The organism is Lentisalinibacter salinarum (assembly GCF_040706555.1).
In the GTDB taxonomy this organism is placed as follows: domain Bacteria; phylum Pseudomonadota; class Gammaproteobacteria; order Steroidobacterales; family Woeseiaceae; genus Lentisalinibacter; species Lentisalinibacter salinarum.
Genome location: NZ_JAPDRH010000003.1, coordinates 806,144 through 819,885, shown reverse-complemented (window position 1 = coordinate 819,885; position 13,742 = coordinate 806,144). Strand labels below are relative to the sequence as shown.

Sequence of the window (13,742 nt, the reverse complement as noted above, 5' to 3'; positions counted from 1 at the left end):
CCGACGGTATTGTGTGACGGTATCGTGTGACGGTATTGGGTGATGGCAGGGGCGGGACCTGCGTCACGGGACGGGTCGGCCCTGCATGGTAGTATTTTTCGCGTTTCGTGCCGCCGGGCAGAGATCCGTAGTCCAGTGAATCCGCGTATCTGCAAAGTGCTATTCCTCGTCGCCGCCCTGGCGGCGGCCGGCTGCGTGCCCGAGCCCCCGCCACGGACCACGGCCGACTTCCTCGACGACCCGATCGCCCTCGACGCGACGCTGGCCCGCTGCAATGCCGATCGCACCCGCACGCTGCGCGACCCGGAATGCCAGAACGCCAGGGAGGCGGCACACCGCATCTCGGTGGAAGAGGAGCAGGAGAGGCTGCGCAAACTGGAGGCCCAGTCCCAGCGCAAGCTGGAGGAGCTGCGGGCGCTGCAGCGTGCGGCCGACGAGGCCCGCCAGCGTGCCGAGGAAGCCGAGCGCCGGGCCGAGGAGGCTGAGCTGCTGCGGCAATTGATCGAGGGCGGTGCCACTGCGCCGGGCGGTGAGACTGTGCCCGGCGAGCCCGGCGGGATGCCGGCAGGGGAATTGCCTGACGACGACCCCGCTGCCGCGGACGATCAGCGCGGGGACGGCTGAGCGGCACGCGAATCCGCCGCCGCTCGGTCGGCCCGCCTGCCTCGTTGATGATTTTGCCGTCGGCGCTGACGCCGTTTGGGTTTATTCCCGGCTTTATTCTCGGGTTTGTTCGTCGGGTTCGATCGGTTCGAACGTCTCCGGCTCCTGCTCGGGCGGCGGCGGCTCACCGGCGCCGTCCCCGATGCCATAGGTGCGCACTTCGGGTTCCGGTCCATCCGGCCCTTCTGGCGCCGGTGCCCGTCCGCCGTCATTGCCCGGCTCCTGCGCCGGCGGCGGCAGCGCCGTGCCGTCCTCGGGCGTCAGGCGGGTGAGGGTGGCGACGAAGCGTCGCGCCTGCACGGGGGCGGTGACGCCGTCGGCCGAGAAGATGGACTCCGCGCTGACGCCCGGCGTCGCGTAGAATGCGGCATTGGCGGACTGGTCGATGCCGAGCGAGGCGCCGTCGACGGCCACGCCCAGGAACAGCCCCCGGGTGCGTGAATAGGAATATACCTCCGAGCGGAGGCGGATGTCGGTGCTGGCGGAGGTGTAGCGGCCCACCGGCCCGGCTGCCACCGAAGCGTCGGCGCCCAGGGTCAGCTTCCCATTGGTGATGCCCTCGACCCCGCGGCGGTTCTTGAAGACCAGGATCAGATCCGAGGACTGCGCGCCCGCCTGCCAGCCGACGCTGCCGCCGGTGACGGTGATGAAACTCGGCTGGCTCCACTGGCCGTCGGGCTGACGCACCACCAGGACACCCTTGCCCCATCGGGCGCCGACGACGAGGCCCACCTTCAGTACGTCCGGGATGACGGCCACGCCGTAGGCGCTGCCGAGCAGCGCCGGCGGGATGCCGTCCTCGGGGATGGCGGCCAGCTGCTCCAGGACTTCGGTCGCGTTGATCAGGCGCTGTTCTTCCGGCGTCTCGGCCTGGGCGGCGCCGGCCAGCAGGACGGCCGCGCACAGCCAGGCGGTCATCGGGATTCTCATTGGCTCGCTCGCTCTCTGATTCGCTGTTCGGGTCTTTCGGCGGCGGCCTCCCGCAGGGGGCCGCGGCTCGGGTCCGAAGTGGTTATCGAAGTGGCATTATGATGCGAATGATACGCGATTTCGCCGAGCGGCGATCCGGCCGGTCTCAGTGCTCCGCCACCTCCGCGGCCAGCGGCGGCAGGGGGCAATCCAGCATGGCGCAGACGGCACGCAGGAGTTCCGCTTCGGCCAGGGTGGTGCGCCGGTCGTGGCGGATCACGGCGATCAGTGCGACGACCACGCGCCGCCGGGCCCGGCCGGAGAGATGGCGCAGAATCTGCAGCGAGGCGTCCAGTTCCCGCTGCCACTCGGACAGCGGACGATAGGGCGGCCAGTCGCCGTCCAGCGTGGCGACACCCGCCTCGTAGGCGCGCCGGCTTGCCTCCTCGTTGCGCGCGCCGTGCGCCGCCACCGTGGCGAGCAGTCGCTGCACCGCGGTGCGCGCGTTCCGGCGGTCGATGTCCGTGCCGTCCCGCCGTGCCTCCGCGCGGGGCGCCAGGGCCTCGGACAGGTGTCCACGCAGTGTCCGGGTGAAGCAGTACTCGTAGAAATCGAGTGCGCCGTCGAGGGTGGTCAATTCCTCGCCGAGTTCGACCAGGAAGGCGAGCTGAGCCTGCGGCCGATCCTTCAGGGCCGGGAAGGCGAGTTCGAGCAGGGGCAGGCGGTAGAGGGGACCCAGGGCGGCGCAGTCCTCGTGCAGCCTCTCCACCCGCCGGGTGCGCGCCTCGCCGATACGGCTCTGCAGCAGTGCGAGCTGGCGTTGTCTCGCCGCCGGCTCGGCATGCAGGACCAGCGCCAGCGCCAGCAGCACGGCGCCGTCGCGGGAGCGTGCCGCGTGGTGCACCTCTTCCGGGATCGTGCGCCGCAGGCGGCCAGCGAACGCCACCTGCTCGTCACCCGGATTGCCGATGCTCGCGGTGATGCGCTCGGCATCCAGGGGTACTTCCGCGGCGCCGGCCGCTCCCGCCGCGATACCGGCTACCCGGCCCTCTTCGTCGGCGGCGACTTCGCCCGCTGCAATGTCGGCCAGGCTGTCCGGGTCGAAGGACGGATCGAGGGCGAGGATGCGCTGCTCGAGCGGCGGATGGGTGGCCATCAGGCGGGTGAACGACCGGCCGCCGAAGGCGAACAGCATGTGGCTCACCTCCTCGGGGTCGGCGGCGCGGAAACGCGAACCGGCGCTTGCCGCCGCGATCTTCTTCAGCGCGCCGGCGATGCCCTGCGTCTGGCGGGTGAACTGCACCGCCGAGGCATCCGCCAGATACTCCCGCTGGCGGGAGACGCCCGCCTTGATGAGGCGGGCGAACATCACACCGATGGAACCGATGAGGAACAGCCCCACGCCGATGACGAGCACGACCGGCGCGCCGCCCCGCCCGGAGCGTCCGCTCAGGCGCACGTGGCGGGTGCCCCGCAGCACCATGCGGCCGGCCAGCGCGATGGCGAGGATGCCGAACAGCAGCCCCATGAGGCGGATATTCAGACGCATGTCGCCGTTCAGGATGTGGCTGAATTCGTGGGCGACCACGCCCTGCAACTCGTCCCTGTCCAGCGTCTCGAGCGTGCCGCGCGTGACGGCGATCGCCGCATCGCCCGGGTTGAAGCCGGCCGCGAAGGCGTTGATGCCCGGCTCCTCCTCGAGGACGTAGATTTCGGGCACCGGCACTCCGGAGGCGATCGCCATCTCCTCCACGACGTTGCGCAGGCGCAGCCGCAGCGGCTCCTGCACGTCGGTGGGTACCGGCGTCGCGCCGAGTTCGCGCGCCACCTGGCCGCCGCCGTCGGAGAGCCTTGCCGTGCGATACAGGCTCGCCAGGCCGATCACACCGCCCGTGGCCAGCGCGACGGTGCCGAGCAGGCCGGCGTTCGCGGACAGTCGGCCGCCGTAGATCAGGCCGGCGGCGCCTTCGGGTTGCATCAGGGCGAGCGCGGCGGCCACGATCAGGGTCACCGCCGCGATGATGGCGGCGGTGGCGAGCAGGAAGACCGCCACGAGCCAGCGGCTGGTGCGCCGGCTGCGGTCCTGGGCCTCGAAGAAGTTCACGGCGGTTACTCAGCGGGCGGCGCCGCTCCCGCTCATCAGGTGAACGAGACCTCCGGCACCGTGCGCTTCTCCTCGGACTCGATGTCCAGGAAGGAAGCCGGCTCGAAGCGGAACATGCCGGCGACGATGTTGTTCGGGAAGTTCTCGCGGGTGTTGTTGTAGGTGAGCACCGCGTCGTTGAAGGCCTGGCGGGCAAAGGCCACCTTGTTCTCGGTGCTGGCGAGTTCTTCCTGGAAGCGCAGCATGTTCTCGTTGGCCTTCAGGTCCGGATAGGCCTCGGCCAGGGCGAACAGGCGTCCGAGCGCGCCGCCCAGCGTCGCCTCGGCGGCCGCAAGTTGCTTGATGGCGTCGGCGTTGGCGGGGTCGGCCTTCGCCGCTGTCAGCCCGGAGGCGGCGGCGTTGCGGGCACTGATGACGGCCTCGAGGGTCTCACGCTCGTGTTTCATGTAACCTTTCACCGACTCGACGAGGTTCGGTATCAGGTCGTAACGGCGCGTGAGCTGGACGTCGATCTGCGCGAAGGCATTCTTCACCCGGTTACGCGAGTTGACGAGCCGGTTGTAGATGCCGATGCCGAAGACGGCGACAACGACGATCAGGCCGAGGAATATGAGGAATCCAGACATGGACGGGCTCTCCGCAACAGTCCCGGGGCCCGAGCATACCCATCGCGGCACGGCAGGACCAGCGCTTTGGTGCCTGCTGGCCTGCCTCGCCTTTGCCCAGCCGGCCGCGGCGGCCTGGCTGGACCGCAGCGAGGCGATGATGGGCACGCGCGTCAGCGTCCGGCTCTGGCACGAGGACGGCGAGGCGTCGCAGCAGGCCGCCGCCGCCGCGGTGGATGCGGCGATTGCCGAGATCGACCGCATCGAGCAGCTCATGAGTACCTATATCGACGACAGCCGCATCTCCGAGATCAACCGCGATGCGGCCGAGCGGCCGGTGCCGGCAGGCGCGGAGCTCTACGGCCTGATCGAGACGGCTTTACGGGTATCGCGCCTGACCGACGGCGCCTTCGACATCACCTACGACAGCGTCGGGCAGCACTACGACTACCGCGCCGGCAGGCGGCCCGACGCCGGCACTATCGAGGCGGAGATCGGGCTCCTGGACTACCGCCTGGTCACGCTCGTGCCGGAGGACGATGCGATCCGCTTCCAGCGGGAGGGCGTGCGTATCAATCTGGGCGGCATCGCCAAGGGCTACGCCGTGGAGCGCGCCGTCGCCGTGATCGCCGAGGCGGGTTACCGTCATGCCATCGTTACGGCGGGCGGAGACTCCCGCCTGCTGGGCGACCGCGGCGGGGAACCCTGGGTGGTGGGCGTGCGCGATCCCCGCTCCGCGGAGGGCGTGGCCGTGCGTCTGCCGCTGGTGGACGAGGCCATCTCCACCTCCGGCGACTACGAGCGCTACTTTGAGGAGGATGGCGTCCGTTACCACCACATCCTCTCACCCGCCACCGGCGAGCCGGCACGAGGCGTCTACAGCGCGACCGTGGTGGGGCCGGACGGCGTGCTGACGGACGCGCTGTCCACCTCCGTGTTCGTGCTCGGCGTCGAGCGCGGTCTCGCCCTGATCGAGCAGTTGCCCGGCTACGAGGCCATCGTGATCGATGCCGGCGGGCACATGCATTACACCGCGGGGCTGGCCCCGCCGGGGTGACACCGGCGTCGCCTTTCGGCGACAGGAAAAAGCCATGATTTTCATGGTCTTACCTGGCCGTCTTCGGGGCCTGTCCGCTGCCGCCGACACCGGCGCCTCCTGCCGGCCGGCGCCCCGCCGCTAAGTCCCTGATAAACCGCGTCCCGCCGCGCCTGGCACGCCATTTGCTACGGATCTCTGCGGCGGCCGTCGCTGCCCGTTACAGAGCCACCCCGTTTACTGCCCGAAAGCAGGCCTGACGGTACTGTGACAGGCATCACGGCTGCTTACGTGCCGGCGCTGCGACCATTATGTCCGGTCGCCGACGGGCTGCCGCCCGTGTAATCCGTACGGGCCTGCCGCCCGTGCAATCAGTCCAGTAAGGAGTCCGTGATGGAGATAAGGAGATCTTTGGCTGCCCTGCTGCTCGTGGCGTTCGCCGCTACGCCGGCGCTGGCCAGCAAGGGTGCGCTCGACGGCCAGCAGGCGCCCGACTTCGCCCTGACGAGCCTGGACGGCGAGAACCTGCGCCTGTCCGAGTACCGGGGCGAGGTCGTCATGATCAACTTCTGGGCCACCTGGTGCGGGCCGTGCCGCCAGGAGATGCCGCTGCTCGACGAACTCTACGGCCGCTACGAGCGGGTGGGCTTCCAGCTGCTCGGCGTGAACATCGACGATGATCCGCGCCGTGCCATGGAGATGGCCGAGGAGCTCGGCATCAGCTTCCCGGTGCTGTTCGACGACCGCAAGGAAGTGAGCGAGCTGTATCGGGTGGAGGCGATGCCGGTCACCGTGATCCTCGATCGCGAAGGCGTGGTCCGCTACACGCACTACGGCTACAAGCCCGGCTACGAAGAGTATTACCTGGACCAGGTCCGCACGCTGCTGCGCGAATGACGGCGCACGGAACCGGTCGCGAACAGGCGCCGCGGCGCCCGGAGTCAGGACAGTGAGACGATTGCTTTTCCCCCTGCTGCTGCTGGTGATCACCGGGATCAACGCCCATGTGCTTTCCGCCGATGCCGCCGATGCCGCCGACACCGGCGACGAGCAGGAATTCCGCAGCCTCGACCAGCAGGTCCAGTCGCTGAAGAAAGAGGTGCTGGATCTCAACCGGGAGCTCTTCCTGCTGGAAGAAGACCTCCTGTTCCCGGCCAACTCCCAGGTGGCGATGTTCGTCTCTCTCGACGTCGGCACCTTCTTCGAGGTGGAGTCCGTGAGCCTGGAGGTGAACGGCAAGGAGGTCGCCAACTATCTTTACACCGAACGCGAGGCCGAGGCGTTGCGCCGGGGCGGCGTGCACCGCATCCACGTGGGCAATCTCAAGGTGGGCGAGCACGAACTGGTGGCGTTCTTCAGCGGCAAGGGTCCCCATGGCCGGGACTACCGACGCGGTGCGGACCTCGTGTTCGAGAAAGGCATCGGCGCCAAATACATGGAACTCAAGATCTCGGACCGCCAGCACAAGCAACAGCCCGAGTTCGTCGTCGCCGAGTGGGAGTAGGGATTTGGTGGCCGGGCGAAAATTCCTGGCCGCCGCGGCGGCCCTGTTGCTGCCGGCGGCCGCCGTCACAGAGCAGGGACCGGTCACCGTGGAGGACCCGCATTACGGCGAGGTCCTTTTCCATTTCTATCAGCAGGACTATTTCACCGCGCTGGTGCATCTGACCGCCGCGGAGGAGCGCGGGCTGGTGGCGGATCATGCCGCCGAGGCGGAACTCCTGCGCGGGGGGCTCTACCTTTCCTACGGCCAGCACGAGGAGGCGTCGCTAATCTTCGAGCGGCTGCTGGCCGAGAGCACCGATCCGTCGATCCGGGACCGGACGTGGTTCTTCCTGGCCAAGATCCGCTTCCAGCGTGGCTATCACCGTGACGCCGAACTGGCGCTGGCGGAGATCCGTGACGCGTTGCCGGAAGAGCTGGAGGCCGAGCGCCGCATGCTGGCCGCCCAGGTGCTGATGGGCCAGGAGCGCTACCCGGAAGTCATCGACAAGCTCGCGGACTGGCGCGGCCCCGGCGACTGGCTGGCCTATGCCCGCTACAACCTGGGCGTTGCGCTGGTCCGCAACGGTCAGCTGGCGGAGGGCGCCGCGCTGCTCGACGAGGTCGGGCGCACCACGGCCGACAGCGAGGAGCTGAGGAGCCTGCGGGACAAGGCGAACGTCGCGCTGGGCTACAGTTATCTGCAGGACGAGCGCCCGGAGGCCTCCCGGCCGGTGCTGGAGCGGGTGCGCCTGCAGGGCCCGTTCTCCAACAAGGCGCTGCTGGGCACGGGCTGGGCCGATTCGGCGGATGCGGAATTCGAGCGCGCGCTGGTGCCGTGGCTGGAGCTGCGCTCGCGGAACCTGCTGGATCCCGCCGTGCAGGAGTCGCTGCTGGCCGTGCCCTACGCCTACGGCATGCTGGGCGCCAATGCCCGGGCCGCGGAGCACTACCTGGGAGCCATCGAGGCCTTCGAGGCCGAGTCGTCCCGCATCGACGGCGCCATCGAACGCATCCGCCGCGGCGAGATGATCGACACGCTGCTGGCCGCCGACCCCGGCGACCAGATGGGCTGGTACTGGAAGCTCGACGCACTGCCCGCGACCACGGAGAACCGTTACCTGCTCCATCTGCTCGCCAGCCACGAGTTCCAGGAGGCGCTGAAGAATTACCGCGATCTGCGCTTCCTGCAGCGTAATCTGCTGGACTGGAAGGACAGCGTCGTCGTATTCGACCATATGCTGGAGACCCGCGGGCTCGCCTATGCCAGCCGCCTGCCCCGGGTGGAGCAGGCGCTCGCTGACGCCGACCTGGACGCGATCGATCAGCGCCGCCGGGAACTGGAGTCCCGCCTGAACCGCATCGTGGAGGAGCGCGACACGCTGGCCCTGGCGACCCCCCGGGAACACGACCTCTGGCAGGAGGTGCGGACGCTGTCGGCGACCCCCGCCCTGGAAGCGGACCTGCCGGAGGCCCGGGACGCCGCCGCGAAGCTGCGCCTGATGCGCGGTGTGCTGGCCTGGGACCTGGACAAGCATTTCAAGGCCCGCGTCTGGCGTCAGCGCAAGAACCTGCGCGATCTGGAGCGCGCGCTGGCCGAAGGCCGGCGCTCACGCCAGAACGTCGAGCAGGCCCGAGTCGACGGGCCGCAGACCCTGGCAGGTTTCCGCTCGCGCATCGACAGTCTCTCACCGCGCATCGATGCTCTGCTGGCCCGCCTGGCCGATCTCGCCGATCGTCAGGAGGCCTACCTCAGGCGCATCTCGGTGCGTGAGCTGGAGGCACAGAAGGGCCGCATGGCCACCTACACGGTGCAGGCGCGCTTCGCGCTCGCCTCCATTTACGATCGCGCCGCCCAGCTAAGGGAGACGCCGTGAACGGCGCAGCCATCAGCCTGATCGCGCTGAGCTGGCTCTGGCCCTTCGGCGCCGACGAGCCGTCGGACGAGGACACGATAGGCAGCCTCGAGGAGCAGCGGGTCGAGGTGGAGCCCGCCGGGTCCATTCCGGACAGCAACCGCCTCGCCCGCGAGAACTACCGGCGCTTCCTCGAGCTCGCCGACGACGATCCGCTGAAGGCCGAGGCCATGCGCCGGCTGGCCGATCTCGAGCTGGAGGCCACGGAGGCCGCGGAGCTGACCGCGAATGCGGAGGCCATCGAGCGGCTGGGCTACGACAATGCCATCGAGCTGTACGGCAAGCTGCTCGAGACCTATCCCGACTACGCCCGCAACGACCTGGTGCTCTACCAGCTCGCGCGGGCCTACGAGAGCGCCGGCCGCCAGGAAGAGGCGCTGGTCGTGCTGGATGAGCTCGTGACCGCCTGGCCGGACACCGCGCACTTCCACGAAGCCCAGTTCCGCCGCGGCGAGATGCTGTTCGTCCTGAAGCGTTACGCGGAAGCCGAGGATGCCTACCGCATCCTGGCGGCGGCGGGCACCGACACCGGGTTCTATCAGCAGGCGCTGTACAAGCTCGGCTGGAGTCGTTTCAAGCTGGCGCTGCACGAGGAGAGCCTCGAGCCGTTCTTCGGCCTGCTGGACCTGAAGGTCGCCCCCGGTGCGGCGGACCGGGAGGCGATGCTGAGCGGGCTGAGCCGCGCCGAACGCGAACTGGTGGCCGACACCTTCCGCGTGCTGTCCATCACGTTCTCCTACATGGATGGCGCGGAGAGCATCGATGCCTACCTCGACGATCAGGAGGCGCCGCATTACACCTACGCAATCTACGAGAATCTGGGCGACCTCTACCTGGAGAAGGAGCGCTACGACGATGCCGCGGCCACATACCGCGCCTTCGTCGAGCGCGACACCCTGCATGACCGCGCGCCACACCTGCTGGTGCGGGTGGTGGACGCCTACCGGGTGGGCGGTTTCCCCAGCCTCGTGCTGGAAGCCAAGGAGGAGTTCGTCGAGCGCTACGGCATGGATACGCCCTGGTGGGCCGGTCGCGAGCGCGGCGATCAGGAGGCGGTGGTCGGCTACGTGAAGTCCAGCCTCACCGACCTCGCACGCTACTACCACGCCCGTGCCCAGGAGGAGGGCGAGACCGTGGACTACCAGCGGGCGGCGCGCTGGTACCGCAAGTACCTCGATTTCTTCCCCGGTGAGGAGGACTCGGCGAAGACCCATTTCCTGCTGGCGGAAATCCTGTACGAGAGCGGCGATTATCAGGCCGCCACGGACGCCTACGAAGCGACCGCCTACGGCTATGCCTTCCATGAGCGGGCCGCCGAAGCGGGCTATGCCGCGCTGCTGGCGTATCGCCGCCACGAGGATGGCCTGCAGGCGGAAGCCCGCGTCGCCTGGCACGAGCGCTATCTCGCGAGCGCGCTGCGCTTCGCCGATACCTTCCCGGCCCACCCCGACACGGGCGCGGTCCTGACCACGGTGGCCGAGGACCTGTTCGGCCAGGGTCGTTTCGAGGAGGCCATCGCCGTGGCCGGCGATGTGGTGGCGAAGATGCCGCCGGTCGACCCCGCGCTCGAGGAGACGGCCTGGCGGGTGCTGGCCCACTCCCGCTTCGACCTGGGCCGCTATGCGGAGGCGGAGAGCGCGTACCTGGAGCTGCGGGCGCGCACCGATCCGCAGGATACCGAGGCCGTGGCGGAGATACGCACGCGCATCGCCTCATCCATCTACAAGCAGGGCGAGATCGCTCGCGAGGCGGGTGAGCAGGAGGCGGCCGTCGGGCACTTCCTGCGCGTCGGTACCGTCGTGCCCGCGGCCTCGATCCGCGAGACGGCGGAGTACGATGCGGCGGCGGTCCTGATCGCCATGCAGGCCTGGGACCGGGCTGCGCGCGTCCTCGAGACTTTCCGGCGCGATTATCCCGACAGCGGCCGCGCCGACGAGGTGACCCGCCGGCTCGCCGTCGTGTACATGGAGTCGGGCCGCAAGGCGCGCGCGGCGGACGAGTTCCGCCGCATCGCCGTCGCCGGCTCGACGGCGCCGCAGCTGCAGCGCGAGGCCCTGTGGCAGGCTGCCGACCTCTACCAGGAGACCGGCAGCACCGCCGAGGAGCGCGCCGTGCTCGAGGATGTCGTCGCGCGTTTCCCTGCGCCGGTGGCCGAGGCGTTGGAGGCACGCCGGCGACTCGCCGACCTGGCCAGGGAAACCGGCGATGCGGGCGCCCGCCAGCGCTGGCTGGAGGCCATTGTCACCGCGGACGCCGGCGCCGGCGAGGAGCGCACGGAGCGCACGAGGTTCCTGGCGGCGAAGGCTTCGCTCGAACTCGCCGAACCGAAGCGGCGCTCCTTCGCCGCCGTGCCGCTAACCCATCCCCTGAAGGAGAGCCTGGCGGCCAAGAAGGCCATGATGGAAGAGCTGCTGGCCGCCTACGGCAGGGCGGCCGACTACGGCGTCGCCGAGGTGACGACGGCGGCGACCTTCCGCATCGCGGAGGTCTACCACCGGTTCAGCAAGGACCTGCTGGACTCCGAGCGGCCGGCGGGACTGGACGAACTCGAACTCGAGCAATACGAGATCCTGCTGGAGGAGCAGGCGTTCCCGTTCGAGGAGAAGTCCATCGAGCTGCACGAGGTCAACGCTGCCCGCGCGACCGACGGCGTCTACGACGAATGGGTGCGCCGCAGCTTCGAGGAGCTGGCGGCGCTGATGCCGGCGCGTTATGCGAAAGCGGAGAAAACGGAAGATGCGTTACCGGGCCTTTACTGAAGCGGGCGCCATCCGCCGCCGCTGGCCGCGCCTGGCGCTGCTGGCCGGCATGGTGGCAATGGCGGCGCTGGCGGCCGGCTGCGCCGGCACCGGCGGCGGGAAGCGTGCCGTCGACGAGGTGTCGGCGGATCCGGAAGCCGAGGTCGCCGCGGCAGTCAGGGCCGATTACGACAAGGCCGTGGCGCTGCTCGAGGCCGGTGACCTGGAGGGCGCAGAGGCCCTGCTGCGCCGCTTCGTCGACGCCAACCCGGCCTATCCGGGCGCCTGGACGAACCTCGCCATCGTCTGCCGCCGCGACGACCGGCCCGACGAGGCCAGGGCGGCTCTCGACCGGGCGCTGGAGCTCGACCAGGCCTATGCGCCGGCCCTGAATCAGCTCGGCGTCATGCACCGGGAGGCCGGGCGCTTCGCGGAAGCGGAGGCCGCTTATTTGAAAGCCGTCACAGCGGATCCCGGGTACCCGTTGGCACACTTCAATCTCGGCGTACTCAACGACCTGTATCTGGGCAGCCCGGAAACGGCGCTGATCCATTACGAGAAGTACCAGGCGCTCACCAGTGGAGGCGACGACAGGGTGGCGATGTGGATAGTGGATATCAGGCGGCGTCTCGGCATCGAGACCCAGTCGGCGAGGGCCGACTGATGCGCTGTGCGCCCGCCATGCGCCTGCTGCCGGTGCTGTTCCTGCTGGCCGCCCCCGCATTCGCCCCCCTCGGCGCGCAAGAGAGCGACGAGCGGGACGCGGTGGAGCCGGCCGTGTCGGGTGAGGCGCTGTCGACGGAGACGCCGGCGCCGCCGGTCCGCGGCGAGGCACGGGTGATGGACGAACTGGACCTGGAGCGCACCGAGATCACCGGCAACCGGGAGCTGCCGAAGGTGCTCTACATCGTCCCGTGGAAGACATCCGACCTCGGCGACCTGGTCGGCCGCCCGGTCAACAGCCTCCTGGACGAGGTGCTCGCACCCGTGGACAGGGAGGTCTTCCTCCGCCAGGTGGGCTACTACCAGAACCTGTATGCCGGCCCGGAGGCCGGCGATGAGTCCGGCAGCGATGCCGGCAGTTCGCAATGACGTTTGATTACAAGTTTGATTACTAGAGGAGCAATCAAATGGATATGTTCGGCGCCGTAGTGCGTTTTTTCCAGGACGGGGGCGAATTCATGTACCCCATCCTGATCGTGTTCGCGATCGGTATGGCGATCGCCATCGAGCGGTATCTGTATCTTACCTATTCCGGTGCTTCCAACCGTCAGCTCTGGAACAAGATCGTGCCCTATCTCAAGGCCGGCAACTTCCAGAAGGCGGTGGAGCTGACCAGTAAGTCCAAGGCGGCTATCGGCACCATCCTCACCTACGGCCTGTATCGCATACGCTCGGCCCGCCGCCGGGACGACATCGAGAAGGCCATGGAGGAGAGCATGATGGAGGTGCTGCCACGACTCGAGCAGCGTACCCACTACCTGGCGACGCTGGCGAACATCGCCACGCTGCTCGGCCTGCTCGGCACCATCATCGGCCTGATTCGCGCCTTCACGGCGGTGGCCAACGCCAACCCGGCCGAGAAGGCGGACATGCTGTCGGCGAGCATCTCGGTGGCGATGAACACGACGGCATTCGGCCTGATGGTGGCCATCCCGCTGCTGCTCATCCACACGGTGCTGCAGACGAAGACGAACAAGATCGTCGACAGTCTGGAGATGGCCTCGGTGAAATTCCTGAATGCCATCACGGAGCGCGAAGGCAAGGGCACGGAGGCAGCATGATCCGCAACCGCAGGCCCCGGCGTCACATCGAGACGGCGGAGCTCAACATCACCGCGTTCATGAACCTGATGGTGATCCTGGTGCCGTTCCTGCTGATTACGGCGGTGTTCTCGCGACTGGCGGTTCTGGAACTGAACCTGCCGGGCTCCTCTTCCGGGGCCGCCGCCGAACCCCAGCAGACGCTGACGCTGGAGATCACCGTGCGCACGGACATGATCGAGATCGGTGACCGCAACCAGGGCCTGCTATCGCGTATCCCCAACACCGACGAGGGCTACGACCTTCTGGCGATGGCCGAGAAGCTGCAGCAGATCAAGGCGCGCTTCCCCGAGAAGCTGGATGCGACCCTGCTGCTGGAGCCGGACATCTCCTACGACGTCATCGTGCAGGTGATCGACAAGGTCCGCGTAGCCGAGCAGGTGCGCGGCGGCAGTCTCGTCAAGGCCGAGCTGTTCCCCGAGATCGCCATCGGCGACGCCGTGGCCCGCCAGGAAGGAGCCTGACC

At 68.7% G+C, this 13,742-nt stretch carries 13 protein-coding genes; 10 read left to right on the top strand and 3 right to left on the bottom strand.

Annotated features, from left to right (window positions below; all coding sequences use genetic code 11):
- Nucleotides 1-156 precede the first annotated feature (156 nt).
- On the top strand, nucleotides 157-624 hold the full coding sequence (locus ACJMKZ_RS14300) for an EexN family lipoprotein (protein ID WP_405233876.1): 468 nt from the start codon (nucleotides 157-159) through the stop codon (nucleotides 622-624).
- Between the two features lie 93 nt (nucleotides 625-717).
- On the opposite strand, the gene ACJMKZ_RS14295 is transcribed toward ACJMKZ_RS14300, so the two are convergent.
- The 3 genes from ACJMKZ_RS14295 to ACJMKZ_RS14285 form a co-directional block, all read right to left on the bottom strand.
- On the bottom strand, nucleotides 718-1,593 hold the full coding sequence (locus ACJMKZ_RS14295; RefSeq protein ID WP_405233875.1) for a lipid-binding SYLF domain-containing protein: 876 nt from the start codon (nucleotides 1,591-1,593) through the stop codon (nucleotides 718-720).
- Between the two features lie 145 nt (nucleotides 1,594-1,738).
- Nucleotides 1,739-3,676: a M48 family metallopeptidase gene (locus tag ACJMKZ_RS14290; RefSeq protein WP_405233874.1), complete on the bottom strand. Its 1,938-nt coding sequence runs from the start codon at nucleotides 3,674-3,676 to the stop codon at nucleotides 1,739-1,741.
- A gap of 35 nt (nucleotides 3,677-3,711) precedes the next feature.
- The gene (locus tag ACJMKZ_RS14285; RefSeq protein WP_405223081.1) at nucleotides 3,712-4,302 is read right to left on the bottom strand and encodes a LemA family protein; all 591 of its coding nucleotides are present in this window, start codon (nucleotides 4,300-4,302) and stop codon (nucleotides 3,712-3,714) included.
- Between ACJMKZ_RS14285 and ACJMKZ_RS14280 the strand changes: the two genes are divergently transcribed.
- The 9 genes from ACJMKZ_RS14280 (at nucleotide 4,301) to ACJMKZ_RS14240 (ending at nucleotide 13,740) form a co-directional block, all read left to right on the top strand.
- Nucleotides 4,301-5,338 carry an FAD:protein FMN transferase gene (locus tag ACJMKZ_RS14280; protein ID WP_405233873.1) on the top strand — a complete coding sequence of 346 codons (1,038 nt, stop codon included), beginning with the start codon at nucleotides 4,301-4,303 and terminating at the stop codon, nucleotides 5,336-5,338. The two genes, ACJMKZ_RS14285 and ACJMKZ_RS14280, sit on opposite strands and share 2 nt — an antisense overlap.
- A gap of 390 nt (nucleotides 5,339-5,728) precedes the next feature.
- Nucleotides 5,729-6,214 carry a TlpA family protein disulfide reductase gene (locus ACJMKZ_RS14275; RefSeq protein ID WP_405233872.1) on the top strand — a complete coding sequence of 162 codons (486 nt, stop codon included), beginning with the start codon at nucleotides 5,729-5,731 and terminating at the stop codon, nucleotides 6,212-6,214.
- Between the two features lie 52 nt (nucleotides 6,215-6,266).
- On the top strand, nucleotides 6,267-6,821 hold the full coding sequence (locus ACJMKZ_RS14270; protein WP_405233871.1) for an AraC family transcriptional regulator: 555 nt from the start codon (nucleotides 6,267-6,269) through the stop codon (nucleotides 6,819-6,821).
- 7 nt (nucleotides 6,822-6,828) lie between these two features.
- Nucleotides 6,829-8,676, top strand: a complete 1,848-nt coding sequence (locus ACJMKZ_RS14265) for a tetratricopeptide repeat protein (protein WP_405233870.1) — start codon at nucleotides 6,829-6,831, stop codon at nucleotides 8,674-8,676.
- The gene (locus tag ACJMKZ_RS14260) at nucleotides 8,673-11,474 is read left to right on the top strand and encodes a tetratricopeptide repeat protein (RefSeq protein WP_405233869.1); all 2,802 of its coding nucleotides are present in this window, start codon (nucleotides 8,673-8,675) and stop codon (nucleotides 11,472-11,474) included. Before ACJMKZ_RS14265 ends, ACJMKZ_RS14260 begins: the two co-directional genes overlap by 4 nt.
- A complete protein-coding gene (locus ACJMKZ_RS14255; RefSeq protein WP_405233868.1) occupies nucleotides 11,452-12,117 on the top strand; it encodes a tetratricopeptide repeat protein in 666 nt (221 codons plus the stop codon). Before ACJMKZ_RS14260 ends, ACJMKZ_RS14255 begins: the two co-directional genes overlap by 23 nt.
- Nucleotides 12,117-12,545, top strand: a complete 429-nt coding sequence (locus ACJMKZ_RS14250; protein ID WP_405233867.1) for a hypothetical protein — start codon at nucleotides 12,117-12,119, stop codon at nucleotides 12,543-12,545. Before ACJMKZ_RS14255 ends, ACJMKZ_RS14250 begins: the two co-directional genes overlap by 1 nt.
- A 44-nt stretch (nucleotides 12,546-12,589) precedes the next feature.
- The gene (locus ACJMKZ_RS14245; protein ID WP_405234173.1) at nucleotides 12,590-13,237 is read left to right on the top strand and encodes a MotA/TolQ/ExbB proton channel family protein; all 648 of its coding nucleotides are present in this window, start codon (nucleotides 12,590-12,592) and stop codon (nucleotides 13,235-13,237) included.
- Entirely contained in the window at nucleotides 13,234-13,740 is a 507-nt protein-coding gene (locus ACJMKZ_RS14240) for an ExbD/TolR family protein (protein ID WP_405233866.1), read from the top strand. Before ACJMKZ_RS14245 ends, ACJMKZ_RS14240 begins: the two co-directional genes overlap by 4 nt.
- Nucleotides 13,741-13,742 lie beyond the last annotated feature (2 nt).

What these genes read in the sequence shown, in the direction of transcription:
- ACJMKZ_RS14295 (WP_405233875.1), bottom strand. Translation starts at nt 1,593, where the DNA reads ATGAGAATCCCGATGACCGCCTGGCTGTGCGCGGCCGTCCTGCTGGCC.
- ACJMKZ_RS14280 (WP_405233873.1), top strand. Translation starts at nt 4,301, where the DNA reads ATGGACGGGCTCTCCGCAACAGTCCCGGGGCCCGAGCATACCCATCGC.
- ACJMKZ_RS14285 (WP_405223081.1), bottom strand. Translation starts at nt 4,302, where the DNA reads ATGTCTGGATTCCTCATATTCCTCGGCCTGATCGTCGTTGTCGCCGTC.
- ACJMKZ_RS14255 (WP_405233868.1), top strand. Translation starts at nt 11,452, where the DNA reads ATGCGTTACCGGGCCTTTACTGAAGCGGGCGCCATCCGCCGCCGCTGG.
- ACJMKZ_RS14250 (WP_405233867.1), top strand. Translation starts at nt 12,117, where the DNA reads ATGCGCTGTGCGCCCGCCATGCGCCTGCTGCCGGTGCTGTTCCTGCTG.
- ACJMKZ_RS14245 (WP_405234173.1), top strand. Translation starts at nt 12,590, where the DNA reads ATGTTCGGCGCCGTAGTGCGTTTTTTCCAGGACGGGGGCGAATTCATG.
- ACJMKZ_RS14240 (WP_405233866.1), top strand. Translation starts at nt 13,234, where the DNA reads ATGATCCGCAACCGCAGGCCCCGGCGTCACATCGAGACGGCGGAGCTC.